This is a genomic window from Aquincola agrisoli (assembly GCF_036621135.1).
In the GTDB taxonomy this organism is placed as follows: Bacteria; Pseudomonadota; Gammaproteobacteria; order Burkholderiales; family Burkholderiaceae_C; genus Aquincola; species Aquincola agrisoli.
Genome location: NZ_JAZIBG010000008.1, coordinates 123,734 through 140,615, shown reverse-complemented (window position 1 = coordinate 140,615; position 16,882 = coordinate 123,734). Strand labels below are relative to the sequence as shown.

The window sequence follows — 16,882 nt, the reverse complement described above, 5'->3', positions numbered from 1 at the left end:
TTTCGACCTTCGCCTTGCGGCTTCAGGTACTCGCCTTCAAACGCCCACACTTATCGGCTGTAACTTTTTAAAGAACTCGACCTTCCGGTCGCATCACTAATCTCGTTTACCGTGATCAGCGAAGACAGTGATTATGACTTGATTTTTAAATCCCTGTCAAACACTTGGTCTTCCTGGCTTCTTTCTCTTATTCGCTCCTGTGAAAGCGAAATAACCGGGTCCGACAACATTTCTGCTGACAGGCCAAGCCAGGGGGGCGAACTGTACAGCGCCCGACGGGGAAGTTGCAATAACCGAGTGCATTCGTCCGGATATGAGCTCCGCTGCGCTCCCTGTGTTAATCCTGCGCCGGCCTCACGTTCGCGCGCTGCTACCGCTCCAGCTCCAGCGCGATCTGCTCGGCGAACGCCGCCGGCGCTCCCTCCATCGGCACGTTGTTCACCGCCAGCAGCCGCTGGCGCAGGACCGGCTCGCTCAGCGCCGAGTTGACCTGGCCGTTGATCCGCTCGATCAGCGCGGCGGGGGTCTGCAACGGCGCGAAGAGCCCGAACAACGACCCGAGGTTGGCGCGGGCGAAGCCCAGTTCCGCCAGGGTGGGCACCTCCGGCAGCACCGGCAGGCGGTGCGGGGAGCCGACGGCCAGCGGCTTCAGGCGGCCCGCGCGGATCGCGTCCAGCTGCGGGGCCGCCACGTTGGTCGACAACACTTCGAAATGTCCGCCCAGCGCGTCGTTCACCTGCTGGCCGCCCCCCTTGTAGGGCACGTGCACGATGCGCGCACCGCTGGCATGCCGCACACGGTCCAGCACGCGATGGCCCGTGGTTCCCTCGCCGGTGGTCGCCCACCGTATGCCTTCCGCTCGGCTGCGGCCCTGCCTCAGCATCCCGGCGAACGTGGTGGCCTGCAAGGCGCGCGTGCCCACGATGAGCACCGGCGTGCGCATCACACCGGCAACCGGCGCCACCGGCCACCGCTCGCCGGCGGCACCCCCGTGGCCCGCATCGAGGGCCCAGGCCAATGCCGTGGCGGCGGCGAAGCACAGCGTGTGGCCGTCCGGCAGCGCGCGGGCCACGGCCTGCATTGCCAGGGTGCCGCTGCCCCCCGGGCGGTTCTCGACCACCACCGGCACGCCGATCTGCACGGCCAGGCGGTCCGCCAGCGCGCGGGCCACCATGTCGCTGACACCGCCCGGTGGATAGGCGACCAGGATGCGGACCGGGCGGGCCGGCCAGGTTTCACTGGCCGCCGGCCCGTCAGCCCGCGCGGGAGCGGCCCGCCCCGCGAGCCACGGCAGTGCCGCGAGCATCAGCCACCGGCGCCGTTCGAGCCGTCCTGCGCCCATCGCCATCTCATTGCTTGCGCTTGCGGCCACGGTACTGCGCCGCGATCTCGCGCACCAGCGCCACGAACGTCCCGGTCGGGCCGTCGGCGTCTGCTCCGCGGTACGCCAGCGTGAGCGGCGCGACCAGCTTCATCGACGCCGGCAACGGCCGGTAGACGATCGCGTGCGGATGCGCCCCCTGCATGGACGCGGGCACCACCGAGAGCCCCACGCCCGCTGCCACCAGGTTCAGGTTCGTCATCATCCGGTCGACCTCCGCGGCAAGCTCGACCGCCACCCCGTGCCGCTCGCACGCGGCCAGCAGGTCGGCATACAGGCCCGGGGCGCCGGGCCGGCGCACCAGGATGAGCCGCTCGCCCTGCAGCTCCTTCAACTCGACGGGCCCCGGTTTGCCGCGTGCGAGGCGGTGGTCCAACGGCATGGCCAGCAGCGACGGCTCCTCCAGCAGGCGCTCGAAAACCACCCCGGGCGGACGCGACACCGGGGCCCGCAGGAAGCCGCAATGCAGGCGTGCCGCGGCCACCTCCTCGATGATCTCGGCGGCGTTGTTCTCGCTGATCACCAGTTGGATCTGCGGATGCCGGCCGCGGCACACCCGCAGCACTTCGGGGGTGAAGGCGTGGGCCGCGGCGGAGCTGGTGAAGCCGATGGCCAGGCGGCCTCGGTGTCCCTGCGCGAAGGCCAGCATCCGCTCCTGCATCGCCGTGAAGTCGCCCAGCAGCCGCGCCGCCTCGGTGCGCAGCTGGCGTCCCGCGTCGGTCAGGTCGACGCCCTTGGGATGGCGGCGGAACAGGGTGACGCCCAGCGCCGATTCGAGCGCCTTGATCTGCTGGCTGAGCGGCGGCTGCTGAATGCCCAGGGACTCGGCCGCGCGCGTGATGTGGCCGGCCTCGGCCACGGCCATGAAGTAGCGCAGATGCCGGATCTCGATATTCATAACGTATGAAGTCGAGATTCTAGACATCTTTGTCATCTAGATTGGGTCTTCGCAGAATCCGCCGCACACACACACGACGGAGACATCATCTTGAAGCCCACCCTTGCCCACCGCTGCTCGCCGCTGGCCGCCGCCCTCCTCATCATGGGCTGTGGCGGCGACGACGAGGACCGGACCGAGGCCGCCCCCGTGGCGACCGCATGTCCGCAAGCCGTGCCCGCCACGACCACCTGCCTGGCCGGCGTCGATTCCCGGGGCGCCTATTACCTCATCGCCAAGCCGGCCGACTGGAACGGCCGCCTGGTGCTGCACGCGCACGGCGGCCCCGACCTCGCCACGCCCACCGCGGAGCGCGCCGTCGAAGACCTGACCCGCTGGGCCATCATGGTGAAGGCGGGCTACGCCTGGGCCGGCTCGACGTTCCGCCAGGGCGGCGTCGAGGTCCGCGCGGCGGCCGAAGACACCGAGCGGCTGCGCGGCATCTTCCGCACCCACGTCGGCGTGCCCACGCGCACCATCCTGCACGGCCAGTCCTGGGGCGCCGGCGTGGCCGCCAAGGCGGCCGAGATGTTCACCGCCGAGACGCGCGGATCGAAGCCCTACGACGCGGTGCTGCTCACCGCGGGCGTCCTGGCCGGCGGCACCCGTTCCTACGACATCCGGACCGACCTGCGGGTGGTGTACCAGTACCTGTGCAACAACCACCCGCGCCCTGAAGAACCGCCCTACGCGCTGAACATCGGCCTGCCCGTGGGCACCGAGATGACGCAGGCCCAGCTCGCCATGCGTGTCAACGAATGCCTCGGCCTGGACAAGCCGGCGGCGCAGCGCACCGCCGATCAGCAGGCGCGGGTGCAGACCATCGAGCGGGTCATCAAGATCCCCGCCAGCTCGATCCAGGCGCACCTCAACTGGGGCACCTTCCACTTCCGCGACGTGGTGAGCAAGCGCACCGGCGGTGCCAGCCCGTTCGGCAACATCGGCGCGAACTACACCGGCTCCGCCGACGATGCAGCGCTCAACGCCGGCGTGCTGCGCTACCGGGCCGATCCCGGCGCCGTGCAGCGCTTCGCGGCGGACACCGATCCGACCGGCCGCATCCCGGTGCCGGTGCTCTCAGCCAAGTGGATCAACGACCCGACGGCGTTCGTGGAGCTCGACGCCTACTTCAAGTCCGTGATGCAGCAGGGCGGCAGCGGCGACCGGCTGGTCCAGACCTTCACGACCCGCGCGACCTCCCACAGCTACATCAGCGACGCGACCTACCCCACGCTGCTGTCGGCGCTGCTGCAGTGGGTGGAGCAGGGGACCAAGCCGACGCCAGCGAGCGTGGCGGCGGCCTGCCCCGCCTTCGACGCCACCTTCGGTGGGGGATGCAGCTTCGCGCCCGACTACACGCCGGCGCCGCTGGAGTCCCGGGTGCCGGCGCGCGAGCGGCCCTGAGCGGCCGTCGGCCGCACGCCGCGGTCACACCGCCGCGGCGGCCGGCTCGCACCCTGCGTGGCAGGCGGCCATCCACGCGGCGAACGCCCGGGCATCGAGGGGCCGGCTGAGCAGGTAGCCCTGGATCTCGTCGCAGCCCTTTGCGCGCAGGAAATCGACCTGCGCCTGGTTCTCCACGCCCTCGGCCACCAGCGTCAGGCCCAGGCCATGGCCAAGCGCGATGACGGCGGCGGTAATCGCAGTGTCCTCCGGATCATCCGGGGTGTCCTTGACGAAGGAGCGGTCGATCTTCAGCGTGTCCACGTTGAAGCGCTTGAGATAGCGCAGCGACGACTGGCCGGTGCCGAAGTCGTCGATCGCGACGCGCACCCCCATCGCGCCGAGGCGCACCAGCACCGCCTGCACGGAGTCCGAGTCGTCGATGAGCATGCTCTCCGTCAACTCGATCTCCAGCCGCCGCGGGTCGACCCCGGTCTCTTCGAGCGTCTGGGCAATGGTGTCGATCAGCGCCGCATCGCGGAACTGCCGCGCAGACAGGTTCACCGCCAGGCTGATCGGGGGCATGCCGTCCAACTGCCACGCCGCCATCTGGCGGCAAGCCTCCCGCAGCACCCAGGCGCCCACGGGCACGATCAGGCCGGTCTCCTCCAGGATGGGGATGAACCGGTCGGGCCCGATCATCGCCTCGCCGGCCGGATGCCAGCGCAGCAGCGCCTCCACGCCGGTGACGCGGCCGGTCATCGCATCGGCCTTGGGCTGGTAGTGCAGCAGGAACTCCCCGCGCTCCAGCGCATGGCGCAGCCGGGCCTCGCAGTCGTGCCGCTGCCGCGCCTTCTTGTTCAGCTCCTCGGCGAAGAAGCAGTACGTGTCGCGCCCCAGCTCCTTCGAGCGGTACATCGCCAGGTCGGCCTGTTTGACGAGGCCGTCGAGGTCGGTGCCGTCGTCGGCATACACGGTCACGCCAATGCTGGCCGACATGAACAGCTCGTGTTCGCCGACGGTGACGGGCTGGCTGAGCGCCGCCAGGATGCGCTGGGCCACCACGCCCGCGCTCTGCGCATCGGCCAGATCCTCGGCCAGGATGGTGAACTCGTCGCCCCCGAGCCGGAAGACGCCGCCGGCCGCGCCCTCCTGGCCGCCGCGTGCGACGGCGTCGATGTCCCGCGTGCAGCGCACCAGGATCTTCGATACGGCCACCAGCAGCCGGTCGCCGACGTCGTGGCCGAGGCTGTCGTTGATGTTCTTGAAACGGTCGATGTCCAGGAACATCAGCGCGAACGGCCGGCCCGAGCGCCGTGCACGGCCGATCGCGCCCTGGAGCCGGTCGCGGAACAGCGCGCGATTGGGCAGGCCGGTCAGGCTGTCGTAGTTGGCCAGCATCGACAGGCGCGCCTCGTTCTGCTGCCGGGCGCTGATCTCGCGCAGGTGCGCCTCCCGCAGTTGCAGCCCGAGCGCCTCGATGGCCTCGCGCTGCTGTTGCAGCGAATCGGCCGTGCCGTTGAGGACCGCCATCAACCCGCCCAGCTCCCCGCGCGGATACGGCGGCGCGATGCGCGCGCTCAGGTCGCCCGCGCCCAGGTGGCGCGCCATTTCGGTGATGCGCTCGACCTGGCGGCGGATCCCCCGCTCTGCCAGCGTCCAGACCCCGGCGAACAACAGCAGCGCCGCGCCGGTGACGACCATCAACCCCTGCTTCAGGCGCAGCTTCGACGCCGCCACCAGGGCGGGCTGCGGCAGGCCGAGCATCACCGTCAGGCCGGCCGACTGCAGCATGGGCGAAGCGCCCAAGGCCCACACCTGCGCCCGGTCCTCGTCGCCGTCGGCGCCGGGCAGCTCGCCGATGCCGCCGCTCGGATGGTCATGCACCAGGCTGAAAAGCGGCGTACCGTCGATGGAGGTTCCCGGGTCGGCCAGCGCCTCGCCCGGGCCGGCGATCGCCATCACCATGCCGTCTGCGTTCACGAGCATCAGCATCGCGCCCTGCACCGCGAGCTGCTTGTAGGATTCTTCCGCGAACTTACGCAGGTTGAGGGAGGCCACCAGCATGAAGCGCAGCTCGTTGGCTTCGCCCCGGGCCGGCAGCACGATCTGCAGCACCGAGTTGCCCGTCAGCCTGCCGAAGGCGGGCTCGAGGATGAGCCCCTTGGCGCCCGCCAGGCTGCGCTTGACATAGGCCCGGTCCCGGAGGTCGAGGTTGCGCCCGCTGCTCAGCGAATCGCAATGCAGCCAGCCATTGGGCCGCACGGTCAGGATGCCCGTGTATTGAGGGTAGGCCTCGCGCACGTCGGACAGGTAGGCCGAGCACGCGGCACGGTCGGCGCTGTCCAGCATGCGCGAGTGGGCCAGGCCGTAATGAAGCTGCGCCGTGCCCTGGACACGGTGGTCGAGGTCCGCGGCGATGTTCTCCGCCGAGGCGGCCAACGCGCGGCGCGCCGCGTCGATGTCGGCCTCCGCTTCCCGGAAGAACCGCCATCCCAGCAGCAGGGCCGGCATCAACGTCGCCACCAGCACCAGGCTCAGCAGCCGAGCGCGCAAACTCACTGTGGCCGCTCCCCGTGCCACGCGGGAGGGAAGCCTTTCCCAGACAACCTCATCGCCGCCCCTCGCCGGCCTGGGCTGCCCGATGCAACCCTGCCTGCCGTCCATCTTCACTGCACCTGCAGCGGTCGTCCCTGGTTTTCGGCGCGGCGCGCCGGACATTGAGCAGCGGCGCATCACAGGGGCGTTTCGCTTCCGCTTGGCGACGCGCGCGCCTCGCACGGGCACGTCGATTGCCGCCGGGCAGGCTTCCCCCTCGGAGCACCCCATGGCCAACGACACGCGATCCCCCTCGCCCGCCCCCTGCTGCGCGGGCGCCTCGGCCCCGCCCGGTCCGCCGCTGAAGCCGGCAGCCGACATCGCCATCCCCAGCCGCCGCGTTCCGGGCGAAAGCGAGGCGTACCGCCGCGCCCGGATCGAGCTGCTCGCGCAGGAGATCGAGCTGCGGCGCCACATCGAGCGCGTCGCGGCACAGCGCCGTGCCTTGCCCCCGGGCGGCGTGGTGCCGCAGGACTACCGGTTCCAGAGCGAGGACGGACCCGTCATGTTCTCCGGCCTCTTCGGCAAACACGACACGCTGATCACCTACGTCTGGATGTTCGGCCCGCAGCGGGAGCGTCCCTGCCCGATGTGCACCTCGATGCTCAGCGCGCTGGAAGGCGAGATGCCCGACATCCTGCAGCGCGTGTCCTTCGCGGTCGTCGCGTCGTCGCCGATCGAACGGCTGATCGCGTTCAAGAAGGAACGCGGCTGGCGCCACCTGCGGCTGTATTCGTCCGCGGGGACCGACTTCAACGCCGACTACGCCGGCGACACGCCGGGCAACGACGACAACCCGGCCTTCAACGTCTTCACCCGCCGAGACGGCACCCTGCGCCACTTCTGGGGCGACATGATGGGCATGGAGACGGCTGATCCCGGCCAGGATCCACGCGGCGCGCCCGATCCGATGCCGCTGTGGACCATGCTCGACCTCACCCCGGAGGGCCGTGGCACCGACTGGTACCCGAAGCTCGACTACACGCCCTGACTGCCGCGCCGCGCGGCCCGCCTTCAGCGGCAGAGGCGGTAGGCGCCCCGGTCGAGGTGGAAATGGTCGGCGTGCGCGCGGTTGTAGGCCGGCCCGAGCACCCCGTCGAAGAACAGGCACGCGCCCGCATGCACGCTGCGCAGGAAGCGCGCCTCGGGGGCGTCGCCCTGCCAGTCCCGCGCCACCGTGATGCGGCGGCCGCCTTGCAGCACGAAGCCCGCCACGTCGAGCGCGTTGGCCGTGGCGTGCTCGCTGCGCCTGCCGGCCTCGCGGCCGTACACATTGCGGCAGGCATAGCTGCCGAAGTGCTCCAGCCGCCGCACCGGCGTGCCCAGCAGCGCCAGCGCCTGGGGCTGCACCACGTGGCGCTCCCACAGGGCGAGCGACACGGCGGCCGGACAGGTCAGCGAGAAGGGCTCGCCGACCTCGACGGCGGTGCGCCGTATCCGCACGGCATCGCGGAAGCCGCAGCCGTCCGCCGTGTCCCGATCGGGCAGCGGCTGCGCTTCCAGCGGCGTCGTGCCCAGCAGCGCGCGGCAGGCCTCGGGCTGCGCCTGCAATCGCCCGAGCTTGTAGCGCGTGAGCCAGCCGGGCGCCTCGTCGAAGGCCAGCGGGGCCCAGGGGTTGTGCCGGTCGGGCAGCGTCCACAGCCGCCCGTGCGCGGCCCAGGCGGCCAGGCCACCGGCGAGCAGCAGCCAGGCCAGCACCTTCACGGCGCTCAGGCGATGAAGTCCGCCAGCGACCTGCCGTCCGCCAACGCGGCCTTCAGCCAGCCGGGCTTGGGGCCCATGCCGGACCAGGTGTGGCCGGCTTCGTCCCTGTACTTCACCTTCGCACCTTTGGTCACGGCGCCTCCTCGACGCTCGGGCTGCCTGCCCTGCGCCACGTCCCCTTGCACGAACCCCAGGTCGGCGGCCACCAGGCCATAGGCCTTGATCGCCCGCTTGATCCGGCTGACGACGCCGGCGACCTCCTTCTTCCTGGCGGCTTCGGCCTGCACCTTCAGGCTGGCGATCTCTTTCTGCAGTTGGACGAAGGTCTTGGACATGGGCAGGGTCATTTGGCGCGAGGAGCGGAAAGGCACAGCTTAAGCCATCCCCCCGAGGCGGCCGCCCTGCAGTCGATGAAGGCACTCAGTGCCGCGTCGTTCAGGCGCTGCATCCCGCCTGCATCGCCCTGTCAGCCGGGCACGCACAGGTGGAGGCTGTGCTCGAGGGCGTCGTAGACGCGCCATTCGACGGCCAGCGCGAGCGCCCCGGCCGCCAACATCAGCATCCAGGCGCCCGCGGCACGGGCCAGCCGCCGGGCCGTGGGAAGGCCGCGCTGCAACGGCGTGCCCGCCGTCCGCGGCGGCAGGGGGGTGGAGAGGTTCATCAGTCGCTTTCCAGGGCCAGTGCCTCGGCGTCCAGTGCGGCGCCCGGCGCGCCGCGGTGGACCGATGCTCGGGGCCCCGGATGAATCTGCGCTGAAGCCGCGCCGGCTGCGCAGCCGCGCGGATCGGCTTCAGCCTGCCTTCATCCTGCCGCTGCACGATGCATCACCCCTGCCCTTCGGCGGGACCGAGGGAGATGGCATTGACGATGGCGACCTCCGCGCCCTTCGCGCCGCGGCCTGCGCCGCCCGCGGCACCCGTGCTGCAGGTGCATGACGAGACCGACGCGCGGCGACGCGCGGTGGAGGCCTTCATCCAGGCCGTCTACCACCGCCGCTACGGCGCGCGCATCACGCGCTTCGCCCCCACGCTGGTGGCGCTGTGGCACGAGGGCTGCATCACGGCGGCAGCGGGCTACCGGGCCGCCAGCACCGGCCCACTGTTCCTGGAACGCTACCTGCCCGAGCCGGTGGAGCGCCTGCTGGCGACGCCCGCTCCCCCGCGCCGCGGCATCGTCGAGGTCGGGCACCTGGCGGCCGGCCGGGCCGGCGAGGGGCGGCGGCTGGTGCTGATGCTGGCGGCCCACCTGGCGACACTCGACTGCGAATGGGTGGTGAGCACCTTGACGGCCGAGTTGCGCCAGCTCTTCGTGCGCATCGGCGTCGTGCCGCTCACGCTCGGGGCGGCCGATCCCGCCCGGCTGGGAACGGAGGCGGGCGACTGGGGCAGCTACTACGACCATGCCCCGGTGGTGCTGGCCGGGCACCTGCCCCGGGCGATGCGCCACATCGACCAGTACTCGGCTGCCACGGGGGCGAACCGGTGAGCCCGCCACCGGCTTCGGACGCGCCTTCGGCGCCTGCCCTGGGCGACGGCCTGCGCAGCCTCTCCCGCGCGGCGCTCGACGCCGAGGTGGTTGCGCTGGCCGCCGTGCTGCGCGCGTCCCGCGTGCACGTGCTGGCCAGCCTGATGGACAACTCGCCGGCCTGGGCCGTGGCCGACCTGGCTGCCGCCAGGGCGGGCATCGTGCACATCCCGCTGCCGCTGTTCTTCACCGCCGCGCAGATCGGCCATGCGCTGCAGGCGGCGGGCGCCGACGCGCTGCTCGCGCCGCGCGAGGCGGCAGCCCGCTGGCCCGGCGCGCCGCAACGGCCGTGCAGCGTGGCCGGCGAGGCGCTGTGCCTCGTGCGCCTGGCCGCGGTGCCGGCCGCGATGCCCGCAGGCACGGCGAAGATCACCTTCACCTCCGGCTCCACCGGCACGCCCAAGGGCGTCTGCCTGGGCGGGCCGGCGCTGCAGGCGGTCGCCACCGGGCTGGCGCAGGCGCTGGCGCCGCTTGAGATCCGGCGCCACCTGTGCGCCCTGCCGCTGGCCGTGCTGCTGGAGAACATCGCCGGACTGCTGGCCCCGCTGGCTGCCGGCGCCGAGTGCATCGTGCCGCCGCTGCAGCAGGCCGGCCTGAACGGCTCGTCGGGCTTCGACCCGGCGCAGTTCGATGCGGCCGTGGCACGCCACGCGCCGCACAGCGTCATCCTGCTGCCGCAGATGCTGACGGCCTGGGTCGCCCATCTGGCGCACAGCCGCCGGCGCGCGCCGGTGTCGCTGCGCTTCGTGGCGGTCGGAGGCGCCGCAGTGGGCGCGCCGCTGCTGGCCGCGGCGCGGGCGCTCGGCATCCCGGCCTACGAAGGTTATGGGCTGTCGGAAGGCGCCTCGGTGCAGACGCTGAACCTGCCCGGGGCCGACCTGCCCGGCAGCGCCGGGCGGCCGCTGCCGCATGCCCGCCTGCGCATCTCCAGCAGCGGCGAGATCGAGGCCGCCGGCAGCCTGATGCTCGGCTACCTGGGCGACGACGCCGGCCCGCCGGCCTGGTGGCCGACCGGGGACCTCGGGCGCATCGACGACGACGGCTTCCTGCACGTGCAGGGTCGCCGCAAGAACGTGCTGATCACGGCCTTCGGCCGCAACGTGTCGCCAGAGTGGGTGGAGACCGCGCTGCAGAGCGACCCGGCGGTGGCGGCGGCAGCGGTGTTCGGCGACGGCCAGCCGGTGCTCGGCGCCGTGCTGTGGCCGATGCCGGGCGCCGGCGACGCCGAACTGCAGCGCGCGGTGGACGCCGCCAATGCCACCCTGCCCGACTACGCGCGCGTGGTCCGGTGGACACGGGGCATCGCGCCGTTCAGCGCCACTGCCGGATTCGCGACGGCCAACGGCAGGCCGCAGCGCGCAGCCATCTTCCAAGCCCATGCCGCCGCCCTGCTGCCGGGCGCCGCGGCACAACCTGCATGACACCCGGAACCCCTCCATGAGCTTCTACGAACGACTCGTCAGAGACACCCAGGCCGCACGCGCCGGCATGCTCGCGGCACCCATCATCCAGGGCTGCCTGCGGGGCGTGGTCTCGCTGCCCAGCTACGTGGCCTTCCTGACGCAGGCGTACCACCACGTGCGCCATACCGTGCCGCTGCTGCGCGCCTTCAAGGCCCGCCTCCCGGCAGGACGCGAGTGGCTGGCCGGGCCGCTGCAGGAATACATCGACGAAGAGCAGGGCCACGACGAGTGGATCCTCGACGACCTGCGCGCCTGCGGCGCCGACGCCGATGCGGTGCGCCACGGCCGGCCGGGCACGGCCACGGAGCTGATGGTGGCCTACGCCTACGACCTGATCGCTCGCCGCAATCCGCTGGGCTTCTTCGGCATGGTGCATGTGCTGGAGGGCACCAGCGTTGCGCTGGCGCTGCAGGCAGCCGACCAGATCCAGTACCACCTGGGGCTGCCGGACAGCGCCTTCAGCTACCTGCGCTCCCACGGCACGCTGGACCAGGCGCACGTGGCGCATTTCCAGCTGCTGATGGACCGCATCGACGATACCGGCGACCAGGCGGACATCGTGCATGCCGCCCGGATGTTCTACCACCTGTACGGCGACGTCTTCCGCAGCCTGCCGGTGCCGGCCGACGCGAAGGTGGCCGCATGAAGCCCGGCGACGCAAGGGTGCTGCTGACCGGCGCCGCCGGCGGCATCGGCCAGGCGGTGGCCGGCGCGCTGGTGGAGGCGGGCGCGGCGGTGCTGCTGGCCGGCCGGTCGGCGGCCGCGTTGTCGGCACAGTCCCGGGCGCTGCAGCCACAGCCCGATCCGGCGCGGGTGCACTGGCACCAGGTCGAGCTGGAGGACTTCGGCTCGATCGCCGAACTGGCGCGGGTGGCCTCGGACTGGCGGTGCAACGTGGTGGTGCACGGCGCGGGGCTGCCCGCGTTCGGGCGGCTCGAAGCCATCGACCCGGCCGAGATGCACCGGCTGCTGCAGGTCAACCTGCTGGCGCCGATGGTGCTGACCCAGGCCTTGCTGCCCCATCTGCGCAGCCTGCCGCAGGCGCAGGTGCTGTACGTCGGCTCGGTGCTGGGCGCCCTCGGTCTGCCGGGCTACAGCGTCTACGGAGCCAGCAAGGCCGGCCTGCGCGGCTTTGCGCAGGCCTTGCGCCGCGAGCTGGCCGACGGGCCGGTCCAGGTGCAGTACCTCGGTCCGCGCAGCACCCGCACCCGCTTCAATTCGGCCGCGGCACGGGCCCACGCCGAGCAGACCGGCACGGCATCGGACACCCCGCAGCAGGTGGCCCGCGCCCTGCTGCGGATGCTGGGCGACGGGACGCCCGAGCGTTTTCTCGGTACCTCCGAGCGGGCTGCCGTCCGCATCAACGGCCTGGCCCCGACGCTGCTCGACGCGGCGTTCTCCGGCCACCGCAGGCACCTGCCGCCCGCGGCACCCCCCTCACCCCCGACCCCCGCCACCGCCACTGCGCCGCGAGCCTGACATGTCCAGAGATCCTTTCAAGACCCGCACCCTTGCGAACCCCCTGCGCCGCCGCATGGCCGGCGCCCTGCTCTGCGCCGCCGCCGGGCTGGCCCTGCCCCTGGGCGCCGGTGCTGCGGCCGTCGACGACGGCGTGATGCAGCTCCAGCGCGAGTGGGAGGTGATCCAGTACCAATCGCCCGCACAGGCGCGCGAACGGCAGTTCGAGGCGCTGGCGGCCAAGGCGCACCAGCTGAGCGAGACCTACCCGGCCGCCAGCGCGCCGCTGATCTGGGAAGGCATCATCGTCAGCTCGTGGGCGGGCGCCAAGGGCGGCCTCGGGGCGCTCGGCCTGGCCAAGCAGGCGCGTTCGCTCTACGAGAGGGCGATCCAGATCGACGGCCATGCGCTCGACGGCTCGGCCTACAACAGCCTGGGCGTGCTGTACTACAAGGTGCCCGGCTGGCCGCTGGGCTTCGGCGACAAGGCCAAGGCGGCCGAACTGCTGCAGAAGGCCCTGGCCATCAACCCCGACGGCATCGACCCGAACTACTTCTACGCCGAATACCTGGTCGAGACGCACCAGGCCGACCAGGCCATCCCGTACCTGGAACGCGCGCTGCAGGCGCCGCCGCGCGCGGGCCGGCAGATCGCCGACAGCGGCCGGCGCGAGGAAGCGCGCCAGCTGCTGGCGAAGATCAAGCCGCGTTAGCCTTCGGCGCCAGCACGGCGCGCACGCCGCGGCCGCCCTCGCCGGCACCGATGCGCAAGACCAGGCCGTGCAGGTCGGCGATGCGTTGCACGATGGAGATGCCCAGGCCGCTGCCCGTCTCCAGCTGGCCCGGCGGGCGGTGGAAGCGCTGGCCCAGCGCGGCGAGTTGCGCATCCGGCAGCGGCTCGCCCGCGTTCTCCATCACCAGCTGCGACGCCTCCATGCGCAGCGTCACGGCCGAGCCTTCGGGCGCATAACGCACCGCGTTGTCGAGCAGGTTGCGCAGCACGACGGCGATCAGCTGCGGGTCGCCGCGCAGGGGCATCGCGGGGCGGCCGCCGGCAGGCCACTCGCAGGCCAGTTCGATGCGGCGCCGCTGGGCCAGTGCCAGGCAGTCGTTCATCACCCGCTCGACCACGCCCGGCCAGTCGATCTGCGTGGTGAGCAGCGCGGCATCGGCGCTCTCGGCCCGAGACAGCGCCAGCAGCTGCGTCACCAGACGGTCCATGCGCTCGAGCCCGGCGTCCAGCCGCGCCTCGGCATGGGTGCGCTCGGCCACGTCGCGCGAGCGGCGCACCACCTCCCACTGCGCGCGCAAGGTGGCCAGCGGCGTGCGCAGTTCGTGCGCGGCGTCGGCAACGAAGCGCCGCTCGCGCATCAGCAGCTCGGCCACGCGGCCGAAGGAGCCGTTGATGGCGACGACCAGCGGCGCCAGCTCGACCGGCACCTGCTGCGGCGCGGCCAGCGGCGCCAGGTCGTCGGCAGCACGTGATTTGAGATCGTCGGCCAGCGCATGCACGGGCGCCAGCGCGCGGCGTACCGCCCAGGCCATGACGACCAGCAGCACCGGCATCATCAGCAGCCAGGGCACCAGCTGGCTGAGCGTGAGCCCGGCGACGACCTCGTCGCGCTCGTACACGCGCTGCCCCGCCGCCACCAGCCGGCTCCCGTCGCTCGACTGGAGGTAGTAGATGCGCCAGCGGCTGCCGTCGATCGTCTGGTCGACGAAGCCCACGGCATCGGGCAGGTGCCGCAGCTGCGCGCCTTCGCGGTCGTTGAGGATGCGGGAGCCCTGCCCGTCCCACACCGCGATCGCGAGATCGCCGAGATCGGCGGCGCCCTCGCTGGCGCCGTGCCGCGGCGCCGGCGGCTCCACCGCATGGGTGTCGCCGGCCATCACCAGCGTGGACTGCACCTCGCGCGCCAGGCGGATCAGCTCCGAGTCGTACAACTCGTCGACCTCGTGGCGGGCGCGGTCCACCGACACCAGCATCGCCAACGCCCACACCAGCGGCGCGCACAGGAGCAGCGACAGCAGCAGCCGGCGCTGCAGGCTCATTGGATTCCCCTCCGCACTGCGGCGGTCATGCCGGCTCCGCCGCACCGAGCGAGTAGCCCACGCCGCGCACCGTGCGCACGACGCCCGGATGGATCTTGCGCCGCAGGTGGTAGACGTGCACCTCGAGCGCATTGCTCTCCGGCTCGTTGCCGTTCCAGTCGTAGAGCTTCTCGAGCAGCGCGGCCTTCGACAGGATGCGGTCCGGATCGGTCATCAGCGCCTCCAGCAGCGCCAGTTCGCGTGCCGTGAGGTCGACGGTGCGGCCCTGCCACTGCACACGCTTGGAGGACGGGTCGTAGGTCAGCGCGCCGTGCTGCCACACCGGCTGCGACCGACCGGCCGTGCGCCGCAGCAGCGCACGCAGCCGCGCTGCCAGCTCGTCCACGCCGACGGGCTTGACGAGGTAGTCGTCGGCGCCGGCATCCAGGCCGGCGATGCGCTGCTCGACCGCATCGCGCGCGGTGAGGATCATGATCGGCACCTCGACGCCGCGCGAGCGCCACTGCGCCAGCCAGGCCATGCCGTCGGCGCCCGGCAGGCCCAGGTCGAGCAAGGCGACGTCGTAGGCCGCGCCGGCGATCGCGCCATCGGCCTGCGCGCCCAACTGGAACCAGTCCACCGCATGGCCGGCCTGCCGCAGGCCGGTGGCCAGGGCCTCGCCCAACAGGAAATCGTCTTCGACGATGAGGACCCGCATCGGCCTATCCTACGCGGGTGGTGGCGGGCGTCCGCCTCGGCGAAGCGGCATCCGTCGCAACGGCCCCATCGCCGTTACGATGGGGCGCCCCACCCGCACCGCCAACCCATGACCACACGATGATCCGACTGCAGCTCGACCTGGAGCTCAACTACGAAGTCGACGCCCACGGCGCCGACTTCATCTTCAACATCCACGCGGCGCAAACGCCCTGCCAGAAAGTTTCCAACGAGCGTCTCACGCTCAGCCAGCCGGTCGCCACGCACATGCACACCGACCCCGCCAACGGCACGCGCTACATGCGGCTGCGCGGCGAGCCGGGCCCGCTGAAGGTCTCCTACTCCGCCACCGTGGACATCGCGCACCACCGTGCCGACCCGGCCCAGGTCGCCGAAGTGCCCGTGCGCTCGCTGCCACCGCATGCACTGAGCTATGTCTACCCGAGCCGCTACTGCGAGTCGGACCGGATGGTGCAGTTCGCGATCCAGGAGTTCGGCTCGCTCTGGCAGGGCTACGGCCGGGTCAAGGCGATCGAGGAATGGGTCCGGCGGCGGGTGACCTTCACGTCGAACACCTCCAACTCCAACACCTCGGCCGTGAACACGCTGGTCGATCGCGTCGGGGTCTGCCGGGACTTCGCCCACCTGATGATCGCGCTGTGCCGCGCGGTCAACATCCCCGCGCGCTTCGCCACCGGCACCGACTACGGCGCCGACCCGGCGCTGGGCCCGCCCGATTTCCACGCGTACGTCGAAGCCTACCTCGGCGACCGCTGGTATCTCTTCGACCCGTCGGGCACCGCCATCCCGATGGGGCTGGTGCGCTTCGGCACGGGCCGCGATGCGGCGGACGTGGCCTTCGCGACCATCTTCGGCGCCGTGCGCTCGTCGCCGCCCGTGATCACCACCTTCGCGGTCGAGGACGCCGCCAAGGGCCTGCGGCGGCCGGAACGCTGCACCGACGCGCTCTCCACGCAGTCGTAGGCGGCGCGCAGGTACGGCGCTTGCCCTGGCGGGGCTCCACTCACGGAGGCCGTCCCATGAAGCAGCTTGCAAGCGTCGTCCTGACAGCAACCTTCGCCGCATCCGCGGCGGCGGGCGACTTGTACCTCGGTGCCGGGCTCCCCGGCCTCTCCGTCGGCTACGCCCATCCGCTGAACGACCGCTTTTCGCTGCGGGCCGACCTGACGACGATCGGCCGCCTCAGCAAGGGCAAGACCGAGGACGGCCTGCGCTACGACGGCGACATCCGCGCCGACCGGCTCGGCCTCTTCGCCGACTGGTTCGTGGCCGGCAAGTTCCGGTTGACGGGCGGGCTGACGCTGCACGACGCACGCGCGAGCCTGGCCGGGCGCGGCAACGGCGGCACGATCACCATCGGCGACACCACCTACGTGGCCGGGCCGGACGACCGCCTGCGGGTCAAGGTGAAGTACCCGACGGTGATGCCCTACCTCGGCGTCGGCTTCGGCCGCCCGCCCCGCGCCACCGGCGGCTGGGGCTTCATGTTCGATGCAGGCCTCTCGATGGGCAAGCCGAAGGTCACCGGCCGCGCCACGGGGCCGCTGCTGTCGAACGCGGTGGCGCAGGACGACATCGATCGCGAGCTCGAGGACATCCGCGACGACTTCGAGCGCATCCGCGGCATCCCGCAGTTGAACTTCAGCGTGCACTACCGGTTCTGACG

17 protein-coding genes are annotated in these 16,882 nt (G+C 71.9%); 9 read left to right on the top strand and 8 right to left on the bottom strand.

Features of this window, described 5'->3' with window-relative positions; translation table 11 throughout:
- Positions 1-370 precede the first annotated feature (370 nt).
- Both V4F39_RS01875 and V4F39_RS01870 read right to left on the bottom strand, forming a co-directional pair.
- Positions 371-1,342 carry a Bug family tripartite tricarboxylate transporter substrate binding protein gene (locus V4F39_RS01875; RefSeq protein WP_332287532.1) on the bottom strand — a complete coding sequence of 324 codons (972 nt, stop codon included), beginning with the start codon at positions 1,340-1,342 and terminating at the stop codon, positions 371-373.
- A gap of 7 nt (positions 1,343-1,349) precedes the next feature.
- A complete protein-coding gene (locus V4F39_RS01870; RefSeq protein WP_332287539.1) occupies positions 1,350-2,273 on the bottom strand; it encodes a LysR family transcriptional regulator in 924 nt (307 codons plus the stop codon).
- Between the two features lie 150 nt (positions 2,274-2,423).
- Between V4F39_RS01870 and V4F39_RS01865 the strand changes: the two genes are divergently transcribed.
- Positions 2,424-3,722 carry an alpha/beta hydrolase gene (locus V4F39_RS01865; protein ID WP_332287538.1) on the top strand — a complete coding sequence of 433 codons (1,299 nt, stop codon included), beginning with the start codon at positions 2,424-2,426 and terminating at the stop codon, positions 3,720-3,722.
- A gap of 24 nt (positions 3,723-3,746) precedes the next feature.
- Here the strand turns inward: V4F39_RS01865 and V4F39_RS01860 are convergent, their stop codons facing one another.
- Positions 3,747-6,263, bottom strand: coding sequence for a bifunctional diguanylate cyclase/phosphodiesterase (locus V4F39_RS01860; RefSeq protein WP_332287531.1), 2,517 nt, complete (start codon positions 6,261-6,263; stop codon positions 3,747-3,749).
- Between the two features lie 265 nt (positions 6,264-6,528).
- Between V4F39_RS01860 and V4F39_RS01855 the strand changes: the two genes are divergently transcribed.
- Positions 6,529-7,290 carry a DUF899 family protein gene (locus V4F39_RS01855; protein ID WP_332287530.1) on the top strand — a complete coding sequence of 254 codons (762 nt, stop codon included), beginning with the start codon at positions 6,529-6,531 and terminating at the stop codon, positions 7,288-7,290.
- 23 nt (positions 7,291-7,313) lie between these two features.
- Here V4F39_RS01855 and V4F39_RS01850 read toward each other — a convergent pair whose 3' ends face one another.
- From V4F39_RS01850 to V4F39_RS01840, 3 genes are all read right to left on the bottom strand, one after another.
- Positions 7,314-8,003 carry an extensin-like domain-containing protein gene (locus V4F39_RS01850; RefSeq protein ID WP_332287529.1) on the bottom strand — a complete coding sequence of 230 codons (690 nt, stop codon included), beginning with the start codon at positions 8,001-8,003 and terminating at the stop codon, positions 7,314-7,316.
- A 5-nt stretch (positions 8,004-8,008) separates the two neighbouring features.
- Positions 8,009-8,338, bottom strand: a complete 330-nt coding sequence (locus V4F39_RS01845) for an H-NS histone family protein (RefSeq protein ID WP_332287528.1) — start codon at positions 8,336-8,338, stop codon at positions 8,009-8,011.
- Between the two features lie 131 nt (positions 8,339-8,469).
- On the bottom strand, positions 8,470-8,664 hold the full coding sequence (locus V4F39_RS01840) for a hypothetical protein (protein WP_332287527.1): 195 nt from the start codon (positions 8,662-8,664) through the stop codon (positions 8,470-8,472).
- Between the two features lie 206 nt (positions 8,665-8,870).
- Between V4F39_RS01840 and V4F39_RS01835 the strand changes: the two genes are divergently transcribed.
- The 5 genes from V4F39_RS01835 to V4F39_RS01815 are packed head-to-tail and all read left to right on the top strand — an operon-like array spanning position 8,871 to position 13,160.
- Positions 8,871-9,488: a thermostable hemolysin gene (locus V4F39_RS01835; protein WP_332287526.1), complete on the top strand. Its 618-nt coding sequence runs from the start codon at positions 8,871-8,873 to the stop codon at positions 9,486-9,488.
- On the top strand, positions 9,485-10,948 hold the full coding sequence (locus tag V4F39_RS01830; RefSeq protein ID WP_332287525.1) for an AMP-binding protein: 1,464 nt from the start codon (positions 9,485-9,487) through the stop codon (positions 10,946-10,948). The genes V4F39_RS01835 and V4F39_RS01830 overlap by 4 nt, the downstream gene beginning before the upstream one ends.
- A 16-nt stretch (positions 10,949-10,964) precedes the next feature.
- The gene (locus V4F39_RS01825) at positions 10,965-11,636 is read left to right on the top strand and encodes an iron-containing redox enzyme family protein (protein WP_332287524.1); all 672 of its coding nucleotides are present in this window, start codon (positions 10,965-10,967) and stop codon (positions 11,634-11,636) included.
- Positions 11,633-12,469 carry an SDR family oxidoreductase gene (locus V4F39_RS01820; RefSeq protein WP_332287523.1) on the top strand — a complete coding sequence of 279 codons (837 nt, stop codon included), beginning with the start codon at positions 11,633-11,635 and terminating at the stop codon, positions 12,467-12,469. Before V4F39_RS01825 ends, V4F39_RS01820 begins: the two co-directional genes overlap by 4 nt.
- 1 nt (position 12,470) lies before the next feature.
- Complete coding sequence (locus V4F39_RS01815; RefSeq protein WP_378235134.1) at positions 12,471-13,160, top strand: tetratricopeptide repeat protein; 690 nt, start codon at positions 12,471-12,473, stop codon at positions 13,158-13,160.
- Here the strand turns inward: V4F39_RS01815 and V4F39_RS01810 are convergent.
- On the bottom strand, positions 13,147-14,499 hold the full coding sequence (locus V4F39_RS01810; RefSeq protein WP_332287522.1) for an ATP-binding protein: 1,353 nt from the start codon (positions 14,497-14,499) through the stop codon (positions 13,147-13,149). The two genes, V4F39_RS01815 and V4F39_RS01810, sit on opposite strands and share 14 nt — an antisense overlap.
- 25 nt (positions 14,500-14,524) lie before the next feature.
- A complete protein-coding gene (locus V4F39_RS01805) occupies positions 14,525-15,196 on the bottom strand; it encodes a response regulator transcription factor (protein WP_332287521.1) in 672 nt (223 codons plus the stop codon).
- A gap of 119 nt (positions 15,197-15,315) precedes the next feature.
- On the opposite strand from V4F39_RS01805, the gene V4F39_RS01800 reads away from it, so the two are divergent.
- Positions 15,316-16,179, top strand: a complete 864-nt coding sequence (locus V4F39_RS01800) for a transglutaminase-like domain-containing protein (RefSeq protein ID WP_332287520.1) — start codon at positions 15,316-15,318, stop codon at positions 16,177-16,179.
- A gap of 56 nt (positions 16,180-16,235) precedes the next feature.
- Positions 16,236-16,880, top strand: a complete 645-nt coding sequence (locus V4F39_RS01795) for a hypothetical protein (RefSeq protein ID WP_332287519.1) — start codon at positions 16,236-16,238, stop codon at positions 16,878-16,880.
- The last annotated feature ends 2 nt before the right edge of the window (positions 16,881-16,882 follow it).